The organism is Actinoplanes sp. HUAS TT8, from assembly GCF_051380535.1.
Taxonomy (GTDB): domain Bacteria; phylum Actinomycetota; class Actinomycetes; order Mycobacteriales; family Micromonosporaceae; genus Actinoplanes.
The window spans coordinates 7,134,247-7,155,060 of record NZ_CP195646.1 but is presented as its reverse complement, the minus strand read 5'-3'; the positions used below and the strand labels follow the sequence as shown (position 1 = coordinate 7,155,060).

General features: G+C 70.1%; 18 protein-coding genes. 15 read left to right on the top strand and 3 right to left on the bottom strand.

Going from position 1 to position 20,814, the window contains the following annotated elements; all coding sequences use genetic code 11:
* Positions 1-20: 20 nt before the first annotated feature.
* Entirely contained in the window at positions 21-902 is an 882-nt protein-coding gene (locus tag ACSHV8_RS31565) for a DMT family transporter (protein WP_436521649.1), read from the top strand.
* A gap of 79 nt (positions 903-981) precedes the next feature.
* Here ACSHV8_RS31565 and ACSHV8_RS31560 read toward each other — a convergent pair whose 3' ends face one another.
* The gene (locus tag ACSHV8_RS31560) at positions 982-2,292 is read right to left on the bottom strand and encodes a serine hydrolase domain-containing protein (protein WP_436521647.1); all 1,311 of its coding nucleotides are present in this window, start codon (positions 2,290-2,292) and stop codon (positions 982-984) included.
* 110 nt (positions 2,293-2,402) lie between these two features.
* On the opposite strand from ACSHV8_RS31560, the gene ACSHV8_RS31555 reads away from it, so the two are divergent.
* The 4 genes from ACSHV8_RS31555 (at position 2,403) to ACSHV8_RS31540 (ending at position 5,575) form a co-directional block, all read left to right on the top strand.
* The gene (locus ACSHV8_RS31555; protein WP_436521645.1) at positions 2,403-2,852 is read left to right on the top strand and encodes an NfeD family protein; all 450 of its coding nucleotides are present in this window, start codon (positions 2,403-2,405) and stop codon (positions 2,850-2,852) included.
* 33 nt (positions 2,853-2,885) lie between these two features.
* Positions 2,886-4,004: an SPFH domain-containing protein gene (locus tag ACSHV8_RS31550; protein WP_436521643.1), complete on the top strand. Its 1,119-nt coding sequence runs from the start codon at positions 2,886-2,888 to the stop codon at positions 4,002-4,004.
* 216 nt (positions 4,005-4,220) lie between these two features.
* Positions 4,221-4,892 carry a hypothetical protein gene (locus ACSHV8_RS31545; RefSeq protein WP_436521641.1) on the top strand — a complete coding sequence of 224 codons (672 nt, stop codon included), beginning with the start codon at positions 4,221-4,223 and terminating at the stop codon, positions 4,890-4,892.
* A 95-nt stretch (positions 4,893-4,987) separates the two neighbouring features.
* Complete coding sequence (locus ACSHV8_RS31540) at positions 4,988-5,575, top strand: dihydrofolate reductase family protein (protein ID WP_436521639.1); 588 nt, start codon at positions 4,988-4,990, stop codon at positions 5,573-5,575.
* 2 nt (positions 5,576-5,577) lie between these two features.
* On the opposite strand, the gene ACSHV8_RS31535 is transcribed toward ACSHV8_RS31540, so the two are convergent.
* A complete protein-coding gene (locus ACSHV8_RS31535) occupies positions 5,578-6,384 on the bottom strand; it encodes a TrmH family RNA methyltransferase (RefSeq protein ID WP_436521637.1) in 807 nt (268 codons plus the stop codon).
* A 188-nt stretch (positions 6,385-6,572) separates the two neighbouring features.
* On the opposite strand from ACSHV8_RS31535, the gene ACSHV8_RS31530 reads away from it, so the two are divergent.
* Together ACSHV8_RS31530 and ACSHV8_RS31525 are read left to right on the top strand one after the other, a co-directional pair.
* Positions 6,573-8,273, top strand: a complete 1,701-nt coding sequence (locus tag ACSHV8_RS31530; RefSeq protein WP_436521635.1) for a flavohemoprotein — start codon at positions 6,573-6,575, stop codon at positions 8,271-8,273.
* 89 nt (positions 8,274-8,362) lie between these two features.
* Positions 8,363-9,202: a YwqG family protein gene (locus ACSHV8_RS31525; protein ID WP_436521633.1), complete on the top strand. Its 840-nt coding sequence runs from the start codon at positions 8,363-8,365 to the stop codon at positions 9,200-9,202.
* A gap of 177 nt (positions 9,203-9,379) precedes the next feature.
* Here the strand turns inward: ACSHV8_RS31525 and ACSHV8_RS31520 are convergent, their stop codons facing one another.
* A complete protein-coding gene (locus tag ACSHV8_RS31520; RefSeq protein ID WP_436536974.1) occupies positions 9,380-10,663 on the bottom strand; it encodes a hypothetical protein in 1,284 nt (427 codons plus the stop codon).
* A gap of 89 nt (positions 10,664-10,752) precedes the next feature.
* On the opposite strand from ACSHV8_RS31520, the gene murD reads away from it, so the two are divergent.
* The 8 genes from murD to ACSHV8_RS31480 all read left to right on the top strand — a co-directional run bounded on the left by murD (position 10,753) and on the right by ACSHV8_RS31480 (position 20,804).
* Complete coding sequence (murD, locus tag ACSHV8_RS31515; RefSeq protein ID WP_436521631.1) at positions 10,753-12,096, top strand: UDP-N-acetylmuramoyl-L-alanine--D-glutamate ligase; 1,344 nt, start codon at positions 10,753-10,755, stop codon at positions 12,094-12,096.
* Between the two features lie 1,149 nt (positions 12,097-13,245).
* The gene (locus ACSHV8_RS31510; protein ID WP_436536972.1) at positions 13,246-14,151 is read left to right on the top strand and encodes a MurR/RpiR family transcriptional regulator; all 906 of its coding nucleotides are present in this window, start codon (positions 13,246-13,248) and stop codon (positions 14,149-14,151) included.
* A 47-nt stretch (positions 14,152-14,198) separates the two neighbouring features.
* Positions 14,199-15,503 carry an extracellular solute-binding protein gene (locus tag ACSHV8_RS31505; RefSeq protein WP_436521629.1) on the top strand — a complete coding sequence of 435 codons (1,305 nt, stop codon included), beginning with the start codon at positions 14,199-14,201 and terminating at the stop codon, positions 15,501-15,503.
* 73 nt (positions 15,504-15,576) lie between these two features.
* Positions 15,577-16,563 (top strand): carbohydrate ABC transporter permease, encoded by a 987-nt coding sequence (locus ACSHV8_RS31500; protein ID WP_436521627.1) that lies wholly within the window; start codon positions 15,577-15,579, stop codon positions 16,561-16,563.
* Positions 16,563-17,459, top strand: a complete 897-nt coding sequence (locus tag ACSHV8_RS31495) for a carbohydrate ABC transporter permease (RefSeq protein WP_436521625.1) — start codon at positions 16,563-16,565, stop codon at positions 17,457-17,459. Before ACSHV8_RS31500 ends, ACSHV8_RS31495 begins: the two co-directional genes overlap by 1 nt.
* 37 nt (positions 17,460-17,496) lie before the next feature.
* Positions 17,497-18,942, top strand: a complete 1,446-nt coding sequence (gene ngcE / locus ACSHV8_RS31490; RefSeq protein WP_436521623.1) for an N-acetylglucosamine/diacetylchitobiose ABC transporter substrate-binding protein — start codon at positions 17,497-17,499, stop codon at positions 18,940-18,942.
* Between the two features lie 34 nt (positions 18,943-18,976).
* A complete protein-coding gene (locus tag ACSHV8_RS31485) occupies positions 18,977-19,882 on the top strand; it encodes a carbohydrate ABC transporter permease (RefSeq protein WP_436521621.1) in 906 nt (301 codons plus the stop codon).
* Positions 19,883-19,898: 16 nt separating this feature from the next.
* Positions 19,899-20,804 carry a carbohydrate ABC transporter permease gene (locus tag ACSHV8_RS31480; protein WP_436521619.1) on the top strand — a complete coding sequence of 302 codons (906 nt, stop codon included), beginning with the start codon at positions 19,899-19,901 and terminating at the stop codon, positions 20,802-20,804.
* Positions 20,805-20,814: the final 10 nt, after the last annotated feature.

Sequence of the window (20,814 nt, the reverse complement as noted above, 5' to 3'; positions counted from 1 at the left end):
CGGCCCCCAGCATGGAACGCATGAAGGCGTTACCCATCCTCGCCGGCGCGGCCGGCATGGTCTTCGTCGGCGGCAGCGTCGCCGTCTCCGGCCACCTCGCGGACGCACCGAACCTGACCGTTCAGGCCCTCCGCTACGCCGTGGCGTGTCTGCTTCTGATCGCCTGGTCCCGCCGCCCCCTCACCCGTCTCCGCGGCGCCTCCCTGCAACGGCCTCGCGGTGCCGAATGGTTCTGGCTGCTCGGCGTCACCGTGGCCGGGCTCCTGGTCTTCAACATCGCCCTGGTCCACGGCGCCCGCCACGCCGAACCGGCCGTCCTCGGCGTCGCCGTGGCCTGCGTACCGATCCTGCTCGCCCTGGTCACCCCCACCCGCCGGGTCCTGTTCGCCGCCGCCGTGGTCACCCTCGGCGCGATCCTGGTCGAAGGCCTGGGCCGGGCCGACGCCACCGGCGTCCTCTGGGCGGTCGTCACGTTCCTCTGCGAGGCGCTGTTCACCCTGCTCGCCGTCCCGGTGCTGGGCCGCCACGGCCCGCTCGGCGTCTCCACCCACACGACGTGGATGGCCGCCGTCATCTTCGGGATTCTGGGCCTGGCCACCGAGGGACCGTCCGCGATCCTGCACCTGCACACCGACGACGTGGTCGCCGGCGCCTACCTGGCCGTGGCGGTCACGGCCGTGGCGTTCCTCCTCTGGTACACGTGCGTGACCCGCCTCGGCCCCGGCCGCGCCGGCCTGCTCACCGGCGTGGCCCCGATCTCCGCCGCCCTGACCGGAATGGCCCTCGGCGGACCGGCACCCCGGCCGCTGGTCTGGCTCGGCATCGCCACCGTCGCCCTCGGCCTGGCCCTGGGCCTGACCGCCCGAACCCCGGCCCCCGAACCGGTCCTGACCCCGGCCTGACCACCCGGCCCCCACCCCGAGCCCGGGAGCGCGCTGCGGCCCGGTGCCGGGGCCGGCTCCGCCGTACGGCGAAATGGTGTCAAGCGAGATGCCGCGGATCGCGACTGAACACGAAGGTGGCGATGTCGATCCTGGTGGTCGTGCCGTCGGGGGAGCGCAGCACGGCCAGGATCTCGCCCTCGTTGTCGCCGGTGAGGCCGCGCCAGCGGTCCGGGCCTTCCCGGCGGAACTCGGTGCGGTGGTGGGGGCCGGTCATGACCAGGGTGTCCCCGTCGGGGGCGATGTCGTATTCGCGGCCCATCCACCACCATCGCCCGCAGATCTCCGCGGCTTCGCCCGTCGGGGCCGGCGGGGGCTGCCAGGCCGGGTCCGGGGTGGCCGGTTCGCTGTCCAGGACCGTCGTGAGTGTCCGCAGGCTGAGGCCTTTGATGTTCTCGTCGCCGGCCAGGCCGTAGGCGTTGGCGAAGACGATCACGCCGATCCGGCTGCGGCGGTGTACCGCGAGGTGGGCGACGTAGCCGGGCATGGATCCGGCGTGGCCGACGTAGACGCGTTCGCCGACGCGGAACAGTTGCGGGCCCAGCCCGTGCCCGGACGTCCAGGATTCCAGGTCGTCGATGGTGACCGGGGTGCACATCTCGTCGACGGTCTCGCGGGCCAGCACGGCCGGCGCCGGGTCGGCCAGGAAACCGGCCCATTTGGCCATGTCGGTGATCGTGGACCAGAGCTGGCCGGCCGGGGCCATCGCGCCCGGGTCGGGGCGCGGCTCCTCGTGCGGGGCGCCGCCGAGGGCGTGGACGACGTAGCCGCGGGCGTACGGCTCGACCGGCAGGTAGCTGGTGCGTTTCATGCCGAGCGGATCGAGCACGCGTTTGGTGACCAGTTCGTTCCAGCTCTGCCCGGTGACACGGGCGAGGACCGCGCCGAGCAGGCCGTAGGCGAGATTCGAGTAGCGGTAGCGCCGGAACGGAGGACCGATCAATTTCTCGTACGTGAGTCCGGCCAGTAATTCCTCCACGTCGCCCCCGGGGTTGCGCTCCCACCACGGCCCGTCCGGCTCCCGCTGCAGGCCGGAGACGTGTCCGAGCAGCTGGCGCAGGGTCACCCCGCCGATCGGGGTGCCCGGCAAGTGGCGGTAGAGCAGGTCGTCGAGGGCGAAGAAGCCTTCGTCGCGCAGCTGCATGACGAGTGTCGCGGTGATCGTCTTGGTGATCGAGCCGAGCCGGTACTGGGTCTTCGGGTCGGGCCGCGGGCTCTCCCCGGCGCCGGCGAAGTGCAGCACCGCCCGGTCACGGACCACGGCCAGGGCGAGCGACGGTACCCGGCCGTGCGTCTGGGCGCGGGCGGCGATCTCGTCGATCCGCCGGGCGGTCTCCGGAAGCAGTGTCACGGTGGGGGTCCTCCTGCTGTGCGACTGACGGGTCTAACTGTCCGAGCAGCATTCGGCTACGCAGAAGCCAGGCATCGCCGAGGATGCGTGGACGTGACACGATCGAAGATGTGGAAGCCGTCTTGTGGATCATCCTCGCGATCGCCCTGGTGATCGGCGAGGCTTTCACCGCGACCTTTCTGATCATCTTCTTCGCGGCCGGTGCCGGCGCGGCGGCGCTCGCCGCCGCCCTCGGTGCGAACCTGATCCTGCAGGTCATCGTGTTCGCCGTGGTCTCGGGGCTGTCGGTGGCGGCGATTCGCCCGGTGGTGATGCGCCACGCCCGGTCGGCGCTGGAGACCGGCGACACCCCGTTCGGCATCGAGGCGATGGAGGGTCATCACGGCCTGGTGCTGGAGGACGTGGACGCCGATCACGGCCAGATCCGGATCGAGGGGGAGATCTGGCAGGCCCGCTCGTTCGACGGCCGCGAGACCTTCGCCGCCGGCCAGCGGGTCCGCGTGGTCAAGGTGCGCGGCGCCACCGCCCTGGTCTGGCACGATGACCTGCCCGATCACTGAGAGATTCACCCTTCACACATAGAGAGGCGCGCCATGGGAGCAGTCGTCGCAGTCCTCGTCATAGTCATCGTGCTGTTCGCGGTGATCACTATCGTCCGGTCCATCCGGATCGTCCCGCAGCAGCGGATGGACGTCGTCGAACGCCTGGGCAAGTACAAGCGGACCCTCAGCCCCGGCCTGAACCTGCTGGTCCCGTTCGTCGACGCGGTGCGCAGCAAGGTGGACATGCGCGAGCAGGTCGTCTCGTTCCCGCCGCAGCCGGTGATCACCTCGGACAACCTGGTCGTGTCGATCGACACGGTGCTCTACTTCAAGGTCGTCGACCCGGTGCGCGCGACCTACGAGATCGCCAACTTCCTGCAGGCGATCGAGCAGCTCACGGTCACCACGCTGCGTAACGTCATCGGCTCGCTGGACCTGGAGCGGGCGCTGACCAGCCGCGAGGAGATCAACCGTCACCTGTCGACGGTGCTCGACGAGACCACCGGCCGGTGGGGCATCAAGGTCACCCGCGTCGAGATCAAGGCGATCGAGCCGCCGCCGAGCATCCGCGACTCGATGGAGAAGCAGATGCGCGCCGAGCGGGAGCGCCGCGCCACGATCCTGAACGCCGAGGGTCACAAGCAGGCGCAGATCCTCACCGCCGAGGGTGAGAAGCAGGCCGCGGTGCTCCGGGCCGACGGTGACCGGCAGTCGCGCATCCTGCAGGCCGAGGGCCAGGCCAAGGCCATCCGTACGGTGTTCGACGCGATCCACACGGCCAACCCGTCCCAGAAGGTGCTGGCCTACCAGTACCTGCAGGCGCTGCCGCAGATCGCCAACGGCACGGCCAACAAGGTGTGGATCGTGCCGACCGAGCTGACCAAGGCCCTTGAGGGTCTGGGTGGCGCGCTCGGCGGCCTGGCCAACATGGTCGGCGACGTGCCCCGGGCCGACGTCGACTCGGGTGCGGTCGAGCGCGAGGCGGTGGCGGCGGCGGAGGCCGCGGCGGCCGAGGCGCAGCGGGTGAACGCCGAGGTGCGGGCGGCCGAGGCGCAGGTCTCGGGCGACCCGGACCAGACCGCGGCGCTGCCGGCGCCGCCGCCGGTGCCGCCGTCGTCGGCGATCGGTGGGGCCGACTACAACGGCGTCAACCAGTCCGAGCGGGCCTGACCGGCCGGGCCGAGACCGGCCTGACCTGGCCTGATCGAGCCTGAGCGGAACTCAATAACGGACGGCCTGCCCGATTCAGGGCAGGCCGTCCGGCATTTCTAGATATTTCCTGAGATACGGCTCACAGCTTCCTGCGTATTTGACATGCTTCGACTCGGATTTCCGACCGGTTCCCCCGGCCGCTCGGCGTGTTGCCCCTGCGAGCGAGGCGGAGCCATGAGCATCAGCCATCGTCAAACCGCGAGCGGCCGGCCCCTGCGGGTCGCCCCGGCCTGGGTCGGCGCCGCGCCGGCCGGGTCCTCCGCGGACCACTACCTGCTTCCCGTACGGGACGCCGTCTGGATCTGGTCGGTGCGGAGATTCGCCCGGCTGGCGCTGTGGGCGCTGCCCGCCGCCGCGGTCCTCTACGGCTGGTTCACCCTGGGCGTGAACGTCCCGCCCGGCCCGCTCCCGGTCGGCCTGCTCGCCGCCTGGCTGGCCACCATCGCCCTGATCGCCCTGGCCGGGCTGCTGGCCGGCTCCCGGACCCGCCGGATCGCGATGACCGGCCTGCTGATCGCCCTGGCCGGCGCCACCCTGCTGCTGCCGCTGGCCGCACTGCCCCGGGCGACCGCCGCCGACGCGGTCGCGATGACCCCGGCGCAGATCCCGATGCTGGTCGAGGCCGCCTGCGCGGTGTCCGGGGCCGGGGTGCTGCTGCTCGGCTGGGCGGTGTTCCGCTCCAAGCTGGTCAACCCGGCCGACGGCGTCCTGCTGATGCTGGCCGCGGTGGCGCTCGGCGCCGGGTCGTACGCGGTCAAGCCGCTGCCCACGGTCGGCGCCCTGCTGCTGCTCGCGGCCGGCATGGGGCTGGCCTGGACCGGCGGCCGCCTGGTGCCGAGCTCCTGAATCCGCCCCGCCGAGCTCCTGGGCATCACCCGCCGAGCACCTGAACACACCCCGGCGACCGGCCGGGGCGGCGGGAACGAGGCAGACTCGTCGGTATGACGCGCGTGATCGCCGACATCTCGATGTCGCTGGACGGATTCGTGACCGGCCCGAACCCGGGTGTCGCCAACGGCCTGGGGGACGGCGGCGAGGCGCTGCACACCTGGGCGCTGCACCCCGACCCGGTCGACGCCGACGTGCTCGACGAGATGGTCGCCGCCACCGGCGCGGTGATCATGGGGCGGCGGCTGTTCGACATCATCGACGCCCCCGGTGGGTGGAACGACGGGATGGGGTACGGCGCCGACCGCGCCGCCGAGCCACCCGTGCTGGTGGTCACCCACAACCCACCCGATCACGTACGTCTGGCCGACCGCATGACGTTCGTCGTCGACGGCCTGCCCAGCGCCGTCGCCAAGGCCGTCTCGATCGCCGGCGACCACGACGTCGTGATCATGGGCGGGGCCGAGGTGATCCGGGGCGCGCTCGACGCCGGCCTGGTCGACGAGCTGCGCCTGCACCTGGCCCCGGTCCTGCTCGGCGCGGGCACGCCGCTGTTCAGGGGCGGCACCCTCCGGCGGTTCCGGCAGGTGCACGCCCGCCCGTCCGGCCAGGCCACCCACGTGACCTACCTGGTGGACTGAACTCAGCGCGGGGCGTCCCGGGTGAGCTCGTAGAACGTGATCGCGGCGGCGGTGGCGACGTTGAGGGAGTCGACACCGTTGTGCATCGGGATGGCGACCCGCACGTCGCTGGCCGTCAACGCCTCCGGCGTGAGGCCGGGACCTTCGGCGCCGAGGAGCAGAGCAGGTCGTACGCGCTGATCTTGGGTTAGATCTTGAAGGGCGACCGCGTCGGGCGCGGGCGTCATGGCCAGGAGGGTGAAACCGGCGTCGCGGACGGCGGCCAGCGGTTCCGGCCAGGAGTCGGTCTTGGTGTACGGGATCGCGAACACCTCGCCCATGCTGACCCGCACGGCGCGGCGGTAGAGGGGGTCGGCGCAGTTCGGCGACAGCACGATGGCGTCGATGCCGAGAGCCGCGGCGCTGCGGAACAGCGCGCCGAGGTTGGTGTGCGTGTTCAGGCCCTCCAGCACGGCCAGGTTCCGGGCCGTGGCCAGCAGCTCGTCGAGCGTCGGCAGGGGACGCCGGTGGAACGAGGCGAGAATCCCGCGGTGCACGTGGAAACCGGTGATCGACTCCAGGACCGCCGGCGCGGCCGTGTAGAGCGGCGCGTCCTCCGGCAGCCCGGTGAGCTGGTCGGCGCGTTTCTCGTCGACGAGCGCGGAGCGCATGAGGTAACCGGCGCGCAGGGCCCGCTGGATGACCAGCTCGCCCTCGGCGATGAACAGGCCGTTCGGCGGCTCCCAGCGGGTACGCAGTTCGAGGTCCGTCAGGGCGCGGTAGTCGCCGATCCGGGGGTCGTCGGGGCTGGTGATGGCGATGGCTGGCACACGAGCATTCTGCCGACCGGCCGTCCGGGGACCGGGGGCGGCTGAACGGGCGGAACCGGCAACGGGTTGTGCCGATGGTCGCCGACGGGGTGTCGGCGGCCGAACCGTGGGAGAAGATGGGCGCGGGTGGTCCGTCGTCCGCGGCAGTACGGTTGTACTGTTCGCACGTTCGTCTCGGGGGGTGTCAGATGTCGTCTGGTCCGGGATCCGACCCCCATCTGCTCGGCCTGCTCCGGGCCATCCGGTTGCGGCAGAGCGCGCCCGACGCGGCCGAGGCCGGCGCGGCCGACACCGCCGCGGCGCTGTCCGAGATCGGCGAGGCCGCCCCCAAGGCAAAGGCGGCGGCCCGCTCCGAGCAGCCGGTGGCCGCTCCGGCGACGCCGGCCACGCCGGCTGATCCGCCGCCACCGCCGAGCGCGTCCGCCGACAGCCCGGGTCCGCGGCCCCCGGCCGGCTCCGAGTTGCTCTGGCGCGGCGGCCAGGGCGCCGTCCTGGGCCGTTCCAACCTGGGCGCCAGCGGTCGCGGCCCGGGGCGACCGGACCGCGCGAGCGCCGCCTACGGCGTACCCGTCAGCCGGGTCAATCCCATCACCGGCGTGAACCCGTCCGGCCCGGTCGGCCCGGTCCCGATCGTCCCCGGGGTCGCCGCCCCACGCCCGATCGGCCCCACCGGCACCGAGTTCCCCTCGGTCACCCCGGCGGAGTACGCGGCGCATTTCGCCCGCACCACCACCCGCCAGAACCTGGCCTCGGACGGCATGGACCCGGGCGACACGACGGCCCTGCGGGACACTCAGCGCCTGCTCAGCACCAGCCTGACCTTCGCCGGCGGCGTCGACGAGGTGGCCGGCCGGCTCTGGACCGCGCTGCTGCAGGCCCGCCCCGACCTGCTGACCTCACTGCCCGGCACCGAGGACTCGCAGCGCGAGCAGCTCGCCCGCGCGCTCACCTGGCTCGTGCACCGGCTCGACGACCCGCCTGCCCTGGTCGCCGGGTGCGCCCAGCTCGGGGCCGCGCTGGCCGAGTGCGGCCTGCAGTGGAACCAGTTGCAGATGGTCGGCGCGGCGCTGGCCGAGGCGACCCGGGCCGGGATGGCCCCCGGCGTCTGGCGGCAGGACTTCGACCAGGCCTGGCGCTGGACGTGGCAACACGTCTACGAGTGGCTGGTGCACGGCGGCACGCTCATCGCCTACCAGCCGACCGTCTGGGAGACCGAGGTGATCGGCCACGAGCTGCGCCGCCCCGACCTGGCCGTGGTGCGGTTGCGCCCGTTCCTGCCGATGCCGTGGCGCCCCGGGCAGTACGCGCGGTTCGAGGTCGACGCCGTCCCCGGCATCTGGCGGCCGTACTCGGTGGCCGGTGCCCCGCAGCTCGACGACGTGATCGAGCTGCACGTCCGGGCCAAGACCGAGACCGGGGTGAGCGGCACGCTCGTCTACGACACCCGGGTCGGCGACCGGGTCCGGGTCAGTCGCGCCGAGGGCGAGATGGTCCTGCCGGCCGAGCCGGGCCGCGGCATCCTCATGATCGCCGGGGACACCGGGGTGGCGCCGATGAAAGCGCTGCTCGCGCACCTGGCCGCGGTCCGGGATCCACGGCCCGCGGTGCTGTTCTGGGGCGTGCGGAACCTGGACGAGCTGTACGACGTCGACGCCCTGATGGAGTTGTCCCGGCTGGCGCCGCGGGCGACGGTGGTGCCGGTGGTCTCCGAGGGCGACCCCGGGCCGTACCCGTCCGGGCTGGTCACCGACGCGGTCGCGGCCTACGGCGAGTGGTCGCGGCACGAGGTCTACCTGGCCGGTCCGCCGCTGATGCTGGCCTCGACCATCCTCGCGCTGCGCGAGCTCGGCGTCTCCTCGGCCCGCGTCCACCACGACGCCCCGGAATAGCCCGGCCCTCCCCGCACATTTTTTTCAGATCCGCCTTCCGTACGGGATCAGCCCGCGTCCCGCCGCCCACCAGGGCAGACTCGTTGCTGATGGAGATCGACGACCACCTCCTCGGGGCGGCCGCCCCGCCCCTGCGGACCGTCCTGGCCGAGACGGCCCGCCCGTCGCTGCGCCTGACCACCGGCCCGGCCTGCCCTCCGGACACCACCGGCACGCGCCTCGGCGGCGAACCCCTGCTGAGCCCGGACACGGCCTGGCCACGGTCGCCCTCGGGCAACGCGCAGTCCTTCCTCGGCCAGCTCAACGGCGACGACGTCAACGCCCGGCTCGGCGCCGCGCTGCTGCCCCCGGGGACCGTCCTCGGCTTCTTCTACGACTGGCAGGAACAGCGCTGGGGATTCGACCCGGCCGACGCCGGCCACTGGCAGGTCACCGCGGCGCCCCTGGGCACGGCCGCCCCGGCCCCGAACCGGGCCGAGGAATCGTTCGCCGCGCACGCCGTCACCGCCGCCGTGGTGCACACCGTGCCCGCCATCGACGAGCCGCCGGTCGACGCCGTACGCGCGGAAAAGCACTGGTGGCAGCGCCGTGACCCGATCGAGGACTTCTACGGGTCGTTGGAGAACGACGACGAGGTCCCGCTGCACCGCGTCTTCGGCTGGCCCGACCTGCTGCAGGGGCCGATGCAGCTGGAATGCCAGCTGGCCGCGAACGGCATCCACCACGGCAACCCGGCCGGGCTCGAAGGCCGGCGGGTCGAGGCGCTGGCGCCGGGCGCGACCGACTGGCTCCTGCTGTGGCAGATCGACACCGACGACGAGCTGGACTGGACGTGGGGGGAGAGCGGGCGCCTCTACTACTGGGTCCGCCGCCAGGACCTGGCCGCCCGCAACTTCGACCAGACCTGGCTCGTCCTCCAGTGCGGCTAGCCGCGCCGCCGGCGGGTTTGCCGCCCGCCGCGGCCTGGCCCACGCCCGCCGCCCGCCGACGCCCGGCCCTCGCCCGACGCCCGCCGTCACCTGACGGCTGGCCTCGCGTTGACGTCGTTCCTCGCCTGCCGCCGCTTCCACCGCCTGGCGGCGCCGGCCTCTCGGGCCGGCGCCTGCTCAGAGCGCGTCGGTGAGGATTTTCAGGTAGGCCGGCGGGATGTGGTGCTCGCCGCCCGGGGTGAACACGTTGCTGTGCGACGCGTCGTCCCAGGCCGAGGCCGGCACGGCCGCCCGCAGCGCCACCAGCACCGGCGCGTCGTCGGTGAGCATCGAGAGCGCGACCAGGCACTCCTCCGCCTCGCCGACGCACTCGAACGGCTTGTGCGCGTCGACCCCGAGCAGCTCCAGGAAGCCCGGCGTCTGCGCCTCGTCGGCGAACAGGTCGTGCCCGAAGATGTGCGCGAGCCGCTCCCGCGGCATGTGCGGTGCCATCGCCAGGAACACGAACCGGCACTTCGGACAGTCACCGCACCACCGCGCCGTCGGGTCGTGCAGCTTGAAAGCCTTGTTACAGCTTGTAACAACATCATCGTACGCACGGTGATCGGCGAACAGCCGCGCGATGTGCAGCTCGGAAAGAGTCCGGAGCAACGAGAAGTACGGATCGATGAGCCCGGTGTGCGCCGTCACTGCATCTCGCAGCAGCCCCTCGGCGAACACTCCCTTCGACCACTGGTGGTTCACCTCGTGACCGTTCCAGATCAGGTTCGGGTCGGAGGCCGAGCGCTCGTTCGACATGACCACCGGGCCCAGCCCGTGCCAGACCGCGGTCGCGATCGCGATCAGCGAGTTGATCGCCGTGACCGGGATGTGCCCGTTCAGCGCGCCCGCCTTGTTCAGCTCGAACAGCCGCGGGTCGAGCTTGCGGCGGGCGGCCAGCGCGGGCAGGCCGGAAGCGGCGTTCACGTTCTCGATCACCGGGTTCGGGTTCACCGAGAACGGCACCGGGTCGAGCCCGGCCGCGCGCAGGATCTCCAGCGTGACGATCGAGTCCTTCCCGCCGCCGACCGCGGAGAGCGGCCGCCCGCTGACCTCGATCGGCGCCGCCGGGGCGAGCATGCCTGGCGTCTCGACGGTGAGGTCGAGCACGTGCGGGAGCTGGTTGCGATACGCATACTCGGCCAGGCCGTCGGTGTAGACGTGGGTGAACCAGGTCGCCACCTCGGGCGCGACCGGCCGCGGCGCCAGCACGCGCGGCGGGGCGCCCACCTTGTAGTAGCTGACCCCGGCCACCACGTGCAGCAACTCCAGCACCCGCCGCAGGGTCTCCGGGTTCCGGGGCTCGGCCGGCACCGGGAGCGTGATCGTCTCCGTGAACCGCAGGGGCTCCGGCCCGTCGAGCACGTAGTCGAACGTGGCGACCCCGGTCGAGGGGTCGAACGCGTACGAGGGGAAGCGCATGACGTCGAACTGCACCCGGAAACTCCTGTCTGACGGCCGACGGGCAATATTAGTGCGGTCCCGCGAAAAACCGACTGGGGGAGACTGACGTGCGCCTGGCAGATCTGCGCGGCCGATCGGTGGCGGTCTGGGGAACCGGCCGCGAGGGCCGCGCCGCGGTCGCCGCGATCGCCGCTCACGAACCGTCCCGCCTGATCGCCGTGAACGACGGCGCCGGCTACCTGGACGACCCGTGGGACGACCCGCGCGCCCCGCTGGCCGGCGGCGAGCACGCCTTCGCGGCCCTGGCCAGCGCCGATGTCATCGTCCGCTCGCCCGGCGTGCCGTCCACCCACCCGTTCATGGCCGACCTGCGCGGCCGGGGCATCCCGGTCACCGGCGGCAGCGCGCTCTGGATGGCCGACCACGCCGCGGCGACCGTCGGCGTCACCGGCAGCAAGGGCAAGAGCACCACCTCCAGCCTGATCAGCCACCTGCTGGCGGCGGCCGGGCGCCCCAACGCGTACGGCGGGAACATCGGCATCCCCCTGCTCGACCTTCCCCCGGCTGAGCTGTACGTTCTCGAACTTTCCAGCTATCAGTGCGCCGACCTGGAGGATTCCCCCCGGGTGGCCGTGGTCACGTCGCTGTTCCCGGAGCATCTCGACGCCCACGGCGGCGAGCGGGAGTACTACCGCGACAAGCTCAACATCCTCGCCCACGGTCCGGATCTGATCGTGGTCAACGGCGTCGACGAGCGCCTGCGCGACGAGATCCGCGGCGTGACCGACCGCAACAACTTCCCGCCGGTCCCCGCGGCGGCCGACGACTCCCGCTTCCGGGTCGAGGACGGCACGGTCTTCTGCAGCGACGACGCCCTCTTCCCGCGAGCCGCGCTGCAGCTCAAGGGCCGTCACAACGAGCGCAACCTGTGCGTCGCGCTGGCCGTCCTGGACGGCATGGGCATCGACGTGGTCGGCCTGCGGGCCGAGCTGGAGGCGGCCGTCCGGTCGTTCCAGGGCCTCCCGCACCGGCTCACCGAGATCCTCGACCCGTCCGGCGTCACGTTCGTCGACGACTCCCTGTCGACCGCCCCGCATGCCACGATCCACGCCATCGAGGCGTACGAGGATCGCCCACTCACCGTGTTGCTCGGCGGCACCGACCGCGGCGTCGACTACGCTCCGTTGCGGGACTTCCTCGCCTCCCGCGAACTCACCGTAATCGGCATGCCGGACAGCGGCCCCCGCATCCTGTCCGAGCTGGCGGACCTCCCGAAGATCACCGCCCACCACGCCGACGACCTCGCCGACGCCGTCCGCATCGCCCGCGCCGTCACCCCGCCCGGCGGCGTCGTCCTGCTCTCCCCGGCCGCCCCCAGTTACGGCCGTTTCCGCAACTTCGAACACCGTTCCCAAGCCTTCACCGAAGCCATCACCGCCACCACCCCCTAACCCACCCCCGCCCGCCCGGCCCCACCCTCACCCCTCCCGCCCGGCGACCTCACCCCCGCGCCCGGCGACCCCACCCATCCCGCCGTCGCCGGCTGCCGTGCCCCTGCTGGCTTGCTGAGTCCGCAAGATCGCCCGTCCGGCCCCAGCCCGCGTCCGATGCCCCCAGCTGGCGCTCAAGGCTGCCTCAGGGCCCTCGGCGCAGCCCTCACCGCCAGCTGGTGTCGTCCGGCTGGTGCTCAGGGCTGCTTCAAGGCCCTTGACACGGCCGTCACTGCCAGCTGGTGTCGTCCGGCTGGTACTCAGGGCTGCCTCAGGGCCTTCGGCGCAGCCGTCACTGCCAGCTGGTGCTGTCCGGCTGGTGCTCTGGGCTGCCTCGACCTCCTCGAAGCAGGAGGGCGCGTTGTGGGGGCTGGCGGCAACCTGGTGGTAACGCGGGGCGGCGTCCGTTGGGGCTCCAGGGGCTGGGTCGGGGACGACGCGGCGGGGGCGTTGGCCTGCGAGAAGGTGCGGAGGCGGCGGGGGTGGCGGGGCCGGCGAGGGCGGGCCTGCGCGGGGTGGGCGGCTCACCGCCGTACCCGGAAATAATTTTGATCTTGTTTCTGGAGTAACGGCGATGTTTCGTGGAGTCACTGGAATCAGCCGATCGGACCATCACCGCATCGACCGAAACGCCAGCTCAGTGCACCGAACGGACGACGGCAAAACGGGCGCAAGTTGGACATGTGATGGCGGCCACGCCGTAAAGGTTATTTCAGGATTGATGACCGTCATCCGGCACCGCCGAAACACGCGTTCATCGGCCCAGGTCAGGTAACGGTTTGAAAACTTCACCCACAGTCTTGACACAGGGGGCCCGTTAGTAAGAACTTTTACCGCGACAGTAAACAGTCCTTCCTGAAAGGGTGTCCGATGGCTGAGCCGGAGATGGACGGCACCGCGTGGACCGCGGTCGCCTTCTCGCCGGCCCGCGACCAGGCTGCGCCCGACGGGAGCGACCAGACGATGCGGGACCGGCTTGAGCAGGGCCTTTGGGTCCGCGGCGAGGTCCGCAACCGGGCCGAGAACGGCCGTGCGGAGAAGGCCGAGAAGGCCGACCGGGCCGAGAAGGGCACCGAGCGGGAGACCGGGAAGGATGCCGGGCGCACCGACATGCCGGACCACGGCCGTACCCCAAATGAAAAAAGCGACCAAGGGGTTCTGGTCCGGGTTCGCACGCAACTGCCGGAGTTCACCGGGGCTCTGCAGCGCGTCGCCGAGCAGGTCCTGGCCGACCCGGCGGCGGCCTCCCGGGCCACCATCGTCGAGCTCGCCGAGCGCTCCGGAACCTCGCCGGCCACGGTGACCCGGTTCTGCCGCGCGCTCGGGTTCGACGGCTACGCGGATCTGCGGCTGGGTATCGCCGCGGAGACCGGCCGGGCCCGCCTGTCCGGCTGGACGGTCGACATCGGCCGGGAGATCCAGCCCAACGACCCCCTGGAGCGGGTTCTCGGCCAGATCATGGCCGCCGACACCAGGGCCATGCACGACACCGCCTCGCTGCTGGATCTGGCCGAGGTGGATCGGGCCGCGGTGGCGATCGCCGGCGCGGCGCGGGTGAACATCTTCGGGGCCAGCGGAAGCGCGCTGGTCGGCGAGGAGATGCAGTTCAGTTTGCACCGCATCGGCATCCCGGTGTGGGCCTGGACCGACGTGCACAACGGTCTGGCCAGCGCCGCGCTGTCCCGGCCCGGCGACGTCGCGCTCGGCATCTCGCACAGTGGCGAGACCGGCGAGACGATCGAGCTGCTCGCGGAGGCGAGCAGCCGGGGCGCCACCACCATCGCGCTCACCAGTTTCCCCCGTTCCCCGCTGGCCGAGCTCGCCGACATCGTCCTGCTCACCGCCACCCAGGCGACCACCTTCCGGCCGGATGCGCTTTCGGCGCGCCATCCGCAGCTGGTGGTTCTCGATCTTCTGTATGTCGCCGTCGCGCAGCGGACCCACGAACGCTCGCACGCCGCTTTCCAGCGGACCGCTCAGGCGGTTCACGGGCACAAGGCGGCGAAAGACGCATGAAACGCACCAATAACCTTTTTATGCATGAATTCCCTTCGGGAGGAAAAGTGAAGCGCAAGATCGCGGTCGCCGCGGCGCTCGCTGCGACGCTGCTCGGCGCCGCCGCCTGTGGTTCCTCGAACAGCGACGGTGCGACCTCGGCCGACGGCAAGGTCGACGGCAAGGGCAAGACCATCAAGGTCTGGCTCATGGTCGACGCCCAGAGCGGCTGGAAGGGTGTCGTCGACGACGCCAGCAAGCGGTTCACGGACGCCACCGGCGCGAACGTGACCGTCGAGTACCAGCAGTGGGCGAACGTGCTCACCAAGCTGGACGCGTCGCTGGCCGGTTCCGACGTGCCGGACGTGGTCGAGCTGGGCAACACCCAGTTCCCGAAGTACGTCGACGCCGGCGCGTTCGGTGAGCTGGACAAGAAGAGCTTCGAGAACTCGGACTCCTGGCTGACCGGCCTCTCCGGCCCGTGCGAGTCGGACGGCAAGACCTACTGCGTGCCGTACTACGCCGGCGCCCGGGTCCTGATCTACCGCAAGGACCTGTTCGACAAGGCCGGCATCACGGCCGCGCCCAAGACGTACGACGAGTTCCTGGCCGACGCCGACAAGGTGGCCGCGGGCAGCAAGGACCCCAAGTTCGGGGCCGTCTACATGCCGGGCCGCTACTGGTACTCGGCGATGTCCTGGGTGAAGGCCAACGGTGGTGAGATCGCCAAGAAGGACGGCGACAAGTGGGCCGGCCAGCTCTCCTCCCCGGCTTCGCAGGCGGGCCTGCAGAAGTGGGTCGACCTGGTCAAGAAGTACTCGAAGGCCGACGTCACCAAGGACGAGAACGACCAGTACCTGGTGTTCAGCCAGGCCAACGCCGGCATGTTCTACGGCAACGGCTGGGAGCAGGGTTCGGCCGAGAAGGTCAAGAAGGACCCGAACGACCCGAACTCCCCGCTGGTCCCGACCAAGGTCGACGGCAAGCTGGCCGCCGCCCCGATGCCGGGTATCCCGTCGCTGCTCGGCGGCTCGAACGTCGGTGTGCCCGTGAAGAGCAAGAACGCTGAGCTCGCGGCCCAGTGGATCAAGTACTTCACCGACAGCACCTCGATGGCCGGCCTGGCCAAGGCCGGCGCGCTGCCGAACGCCACCGCGGTGCTGGACTCGGCCGCCGCGTCCAACCCGGCCCTGGCCGTTCCGGCCGAGGCGGCCAAGAACAGCTGGGCCGTCCCGGCCTCGGGCAAGTGGGCCGACGTCGAGAAGGCGAACATCCTGCAGAACATGCTGTCGGACATCCTGACCGGCAAGAAGTCCCTGGCCGACGCGACCACCGCGGCGGACGCGCAGATCACCAGCACGCTCAACGGCTGACGGCCGGGTGGCCCGCCCACCGCGAGGCGGGCGGGCCACCCACCGTACTTCTATCGGTGAGAGAGGAAAGCTGATGTACGCCGTCGACTCGCCGTCGGCCCGCGCGCAGAGCGGGCCGGCCGGACCCGGCGCGAAGCCGCCGGTCACCCGGCGCCGGTCGCGTGGCCGGGCGGGCGGTTCCGGTCTCCCGTGGCTGCTCTCCGCCCCGGCTCTGGTGCTGCTGGCCGCCCTGCTGGCCTACCCGGCCGGCCGGATGATCGTGGTCTCGTTCCAGAAGATGGGGCTGAAGGAGCTGTGGTCCGGGGCGACGCCGCCGTGGACCGGGCTCGACAACTACCTCGACGCGCTCTCCGACTCGGCGTTCTGGTCGGTCGTCATGCGCACCGTCCTCTTCACCGCGGTGTCGGTGGTGCTCAGCGTGCTCCTCGGCCTCGGGGTCGCGCTGCTGATGCGCCGGGTCAACCGGACCGTGCGACTCCTCATGATCATCGCGATGATGTTCGTGTGGGCGTTGCCGGCCCTGGTGCAGGCCCAGATCTTCAAGATGATGACCGACTCCGACGTCGGCGTCGTGAACTACCTGATCGACAAGCTGCCCGGGGTGAACTTCCAGAACCACTCGTGGTTCTTCACGCCCACCCAGGGCTGGATCGTGATCACCTCCTGTGTGGTCTGGGCGGGTATCCCGTTCCTGGCCATCACGCTCAACGCGGGCCTGACCCAGGTGCCCAAGGAGCTGATGGAGGCGGCCACGGTCGACGGCGCCAACGCGTGGCAGGCGTTCCGGAACATCACCGTGCCGATCCTCAAGCCGCTGCTGGTGATCGTCACGACGCTCTCGGTGATCTGGAACTTCGGGCTGTTCACCCAGAACTGGGTGATGCGCGACGGCAAGCCCGAGCCGGAGTTCCAGACGCTGGCCTCGTACTCGTACGTGCAGGCGTTCAACCAGAACAAGTACGGCCTGGGCTCGGCGATCGCGGTGCTCACGATCATCCTGCTGCTGAGCGTGATGGCGGTCTACATCAGGCAGATGTTCAAGATCGGAGAGGTGGACTGATGGCGGTCATGACCACCCCGGCCCCGCGCCGGAAGGCCGACCGGCAGGCCGACGGCACGATGACGGTCGGCCGCAGCCCGCTCGGCAACTTCGTCGCCAATGCCGGCGGCGTGATCTTCGCCGTCGTCATGTTCTTCCCGGTGTACTGGGTGCTGATCACCTCGTTCAAACCGCAGAACGAGTGGTCGAGCTTCACCCCGACGTTCTTCCCGGAGTCGCCGACCCTTGACAATTTCACGTCGGCGTTCAACGCTCCTGGCTTCAGGACCTCGCTGATCAACGGCATCCTGATCACCTGCATGGCGGTGCTGGCGGCGCTGGTCGTGGGCTTCCTGGCCGCGCTCGCGGTGGCCCGGTTCAAGTTCTACGGCCGGCGGGCGATTATCCTGCTGGTGCTGGCGGTGCAGCTGATACCGTTCGTCGCTCTGCTGATCCCGCTGTTCCTGATGCTTCAGAAGGCCGACCTGATCGGCAACAAGATCATCGGTGTGACACTGGTCTACGTGGTGCTCCTGCTGCCGTACACGGTCTGGACGCTGCGCGGCTTCATCGCCGGCATCCCGCGGGAACTGGACGAGGCCGCGATGATCGACGGCTGCACCCGCGGCCAGGTCTTCTGGCGGATCGTCCTGCCGCTCACCGGTCCCGGTCTGGTGGCGACCTCGGTCTACGGCTTCATCCAGGCCTGGAACGAGTTCATCATCATCAACACGCTGAACGACAACGACCACCAGAACCTGATGGCCTGGCTGATGCAGAACCAGACCAGCCACGGTACGTACTGGGGGCCGTTGATGGCCGGCTCGATCATCACGTCCATCCCGGTCGTGATCTTCTTCCTGGCCGTGCAACGCAACATCGCCTCCGGTCTGACCGCCGGCGCAGTAAAGGGCTGATCCAACTCCCTCCCTGTTACACCCTGAAAGGACAACGATGTCAGAGATGACCTCCTCTTCGGTGGACCGTCGTACCCTGCTCCGCCGCGCTGCCGCGGTCGGCCTGATCGCGGCGCCCGGCGTGAGCTTCCTGAGCGCCTGTGCCGGCTCCGACGACAGTGGCGACACCAAGCAGGCGACCGGCACCAAGTCGGCCGACAACCCGCTGGGTATCGACCCCAAGGCCGGCGTCGAGATCGTGATCTTCGACGGTGGTCTCGGCACCAAGTACGCGACCGACATCGACACCCCGCTCTTCAACAAGAAGTGGGCCGACGCGAAGATCACGTACTCGGCGACCCAGCAGGTCTCCACGACGATCAAGCCGCGGCTGAACGCCGGCTCCCCGCCGGACATGATCAACAACTCCGGTTCGGACATCATGGACTTCGGCGCGATCGTCAAGGCCGGCCAGGCGGCCGACCTGAGCGACCTGTTCGCCGCCCCGTCGCTGGACATCGCCGGCAAGACGGTCGCCGAGACCCTGGTCCCGGGCGCGGTCGAGCAGGGCACCTACGACGTCGACGGCGCCCGTAAGCCGTTCGCGGTGAACTACTCGTTCACCGTCTTCGGCCTCTGGTACAACAAGAAGCTCTTCGACAAGAACAGCTGGACGATCCCGACCAGCTGGGCCGACTTCACCGCGCTGCTCGACAAGATCAAGGCGGCCGGCATCACGCCGTTCGGCTACGCGGGCGCCAACGCCTCGTACTACATGGTCCGCGCGATCATGACGAGCGCCGCCAAGATCGGCACCGAGCAGGTGCTCAAGGACATCGACAACCTGAAGCCGGGCGCCTGGACGAACGACGCCGTCCTGCAGGCCGCGAAGGCCTGGGGCGAGGTCGGCAACAAGTACATCGACAAGTCCTTCCTGGGTCTCAAGCACACCGAGGTGCAGCTCCAGCAGGACCAGGACAAGGTCGCCTTCTACCCGTGCGGCTCGTGGCTGGAGAACGAGCAGGCGGCCAGCACCCCGGCCACCTTCGAGTACGCGATGATGGCGTTCCCGAGCGTCACCGCGGCCGACAAGCTCCCGGCGACCGCGATCAACGCCGCGGCCGGCGAGATCTACTTCGCCGCCGCCAAGGGCAAGAACCCGCAGGGTGGCAAGGAGTACCTGCGCACGATGCTCTCCAAGGAGGCGGCGCTGGGCTTCACCAAGCTCACCAAGTCGCTCACCGTGGTGGCCGGCGCGGCCGACGGCGTGACCATCAGCCCCGGTCTGACCAGCGCGAACGACGCCCTGAGCAAGGCCGGCCAGGACGTCTTCATGGGTTACCTGTTCGACACCTGGTACAAGAAGCTGGACGACGCCTCCCGTGAGGCCGCCAACCAGCTGATGTTCAAGGGCGGCGACGCGCAGAAGTTCTGCGACACCATGGAGGCGGCCTCGCAGGCCGTCGCGAAGGACTCCTCGATCACCAAGTTCACCCGTTCCTGATCCAGCTGCTCTTCTCAACCCCTAGGTAGGCGTCATGCGGCACGGCAAGTATCCCTTCATCATCGGTTTCCTTGTCGTGCCGCTGGCGCTCTATCTGGTGTTCGTGGTCGGCGCCTATCTGCAGATGTTCCAGCTGTCCTTCACGGACTGGTCGGGCTTCGGCGGCTTCCACTACATCGGCTTCGACAACTTCGTGAAGCTCTGGGACGACCCGGTGTTCTGGATCGCCCTGCGGCACAACATCTACATCCTGATCGCGATGCCGGTCGTCACCATCGCGATCGCCCTGTTCTTCGCGTTCCTGCTGAACGTCGGCGGCAAGAGCAAGGGCGGCACCACCCAGGGCGTCTGGGGCTCCAAGGTCTACCGGGTCGTCTTCTTCTTCCCGCAGTTGCTGGCCCTGGCCATCGTCGCGGTGATCTTCGGCCGGGTCTTCGGCTCGGACCGCAGCGGCATGCTCAACGGCCTCTTCCCGGACTCCTGGTCGCCGTGGCTGTTCCTGGCCGACGAGCGCTGGGCGCTGGTCTGCATCGCGGTCGTGCTGATCTGGCAGCAGATCGGCTTCTACGTGGTGCTCTTCTCGGCCGGCATGGGCTCGATCGGGCAGGAGATCTACGAGGCCGCCGCGCTGGACGGCGCCACCAAGGTGACGCTGTTCTTCCGGATCACGCTGCCGCTGCTCTGGGACACCCTGCAGGTCGCCTGGGTCTACCTCGGCATCGCCGCCTTCGACCTGTTCGCCCTGGTCAACATCATGTCGGTGAACAAGGGCGGCCCGAACAACGCGACTCAGGTGCTGAGCTACCAGATCTACCTGAACGCCTTCCAGAACTCGCAGGCCGGTTACGCCTCCGCGATCGGCGTGGTGCTGTTCTTCCTGACCCTGACGTTCGCCGCACTGACCCTGCGGGTCACCCGTCGCGACGCCGTGAACGCCTGACCCGCGGAGAATAGACATGACGAACCTCGTTACCAGCCCGCCCGCGGTCGCGGCCAAGCCGGCCCCCGCGGCGGCCCGGGAGCGGAAGCTCAACCCGCTCAACGGTGTCGCGCACATCGCCCTGTTCATCTGGGCGCTGGCCACCGCCGGCCCGCTGATCTGGGTGCTGCTCGCCTCGTTCAAGAGCAACACCGAGATCTTCCTGGGCAAGCCGTTCTCCCTGCCCGAGCACTTCTCGTTCAAGACGTACACCGACGCCTGGACCGAGGCGCACATCGGGCAGTACTTCATCAACAGCATCGTCGTGGTCGCCATCAGCACGGCCGGCACCATGCTGCTCGGCTCGATGGCCGCCTACGTGCTGGCCCGGTACCGCTTCCCGGGCAACCGGGCGATCTACTACCTGTTCGTCTCCGGCCTGGCGTTCCCGACGTTCATGGCGCTGGCCCCGATCTTCGGCATCGTGAAGAGCCTGGGCCTGCTGAACACGTTCACCGGCCTGATCCTGGTCTACATCGCGTACTCGCTGTCGTTCACGGTGTTCTTCCTCACCGCGTTCTTCCGGACGCTGCCGGCCGAGATCGACGAGGCGGCGCTGATGGACGGCGCCGGCCACCTGCGGCGGTTCTTCCAGGTCATGATGCCGATGGCCAAGTCCGGCCTGATCAGCATCACGATCTTCAACATCGTCGGCCAGTGGAACCAGTACCTGCTGCCCGTGGTGATCATGCAGGGTGCCGGGTCGGACTCGAACTGGGTGCTCACCCAGGGCATCGCCAACATCAGCGTCCAGGCCGGATACCACGCCGAGTGGTCCACGCTGTTCGCCGCGCTGACCCTGTCGATCATTCCGATGATCATCGTGTACGCGATCTTCCAGCGGCAGATCCAGGCGGGCCTCACCGCGGGCGCCGTGAAGTAGAAATGACCGT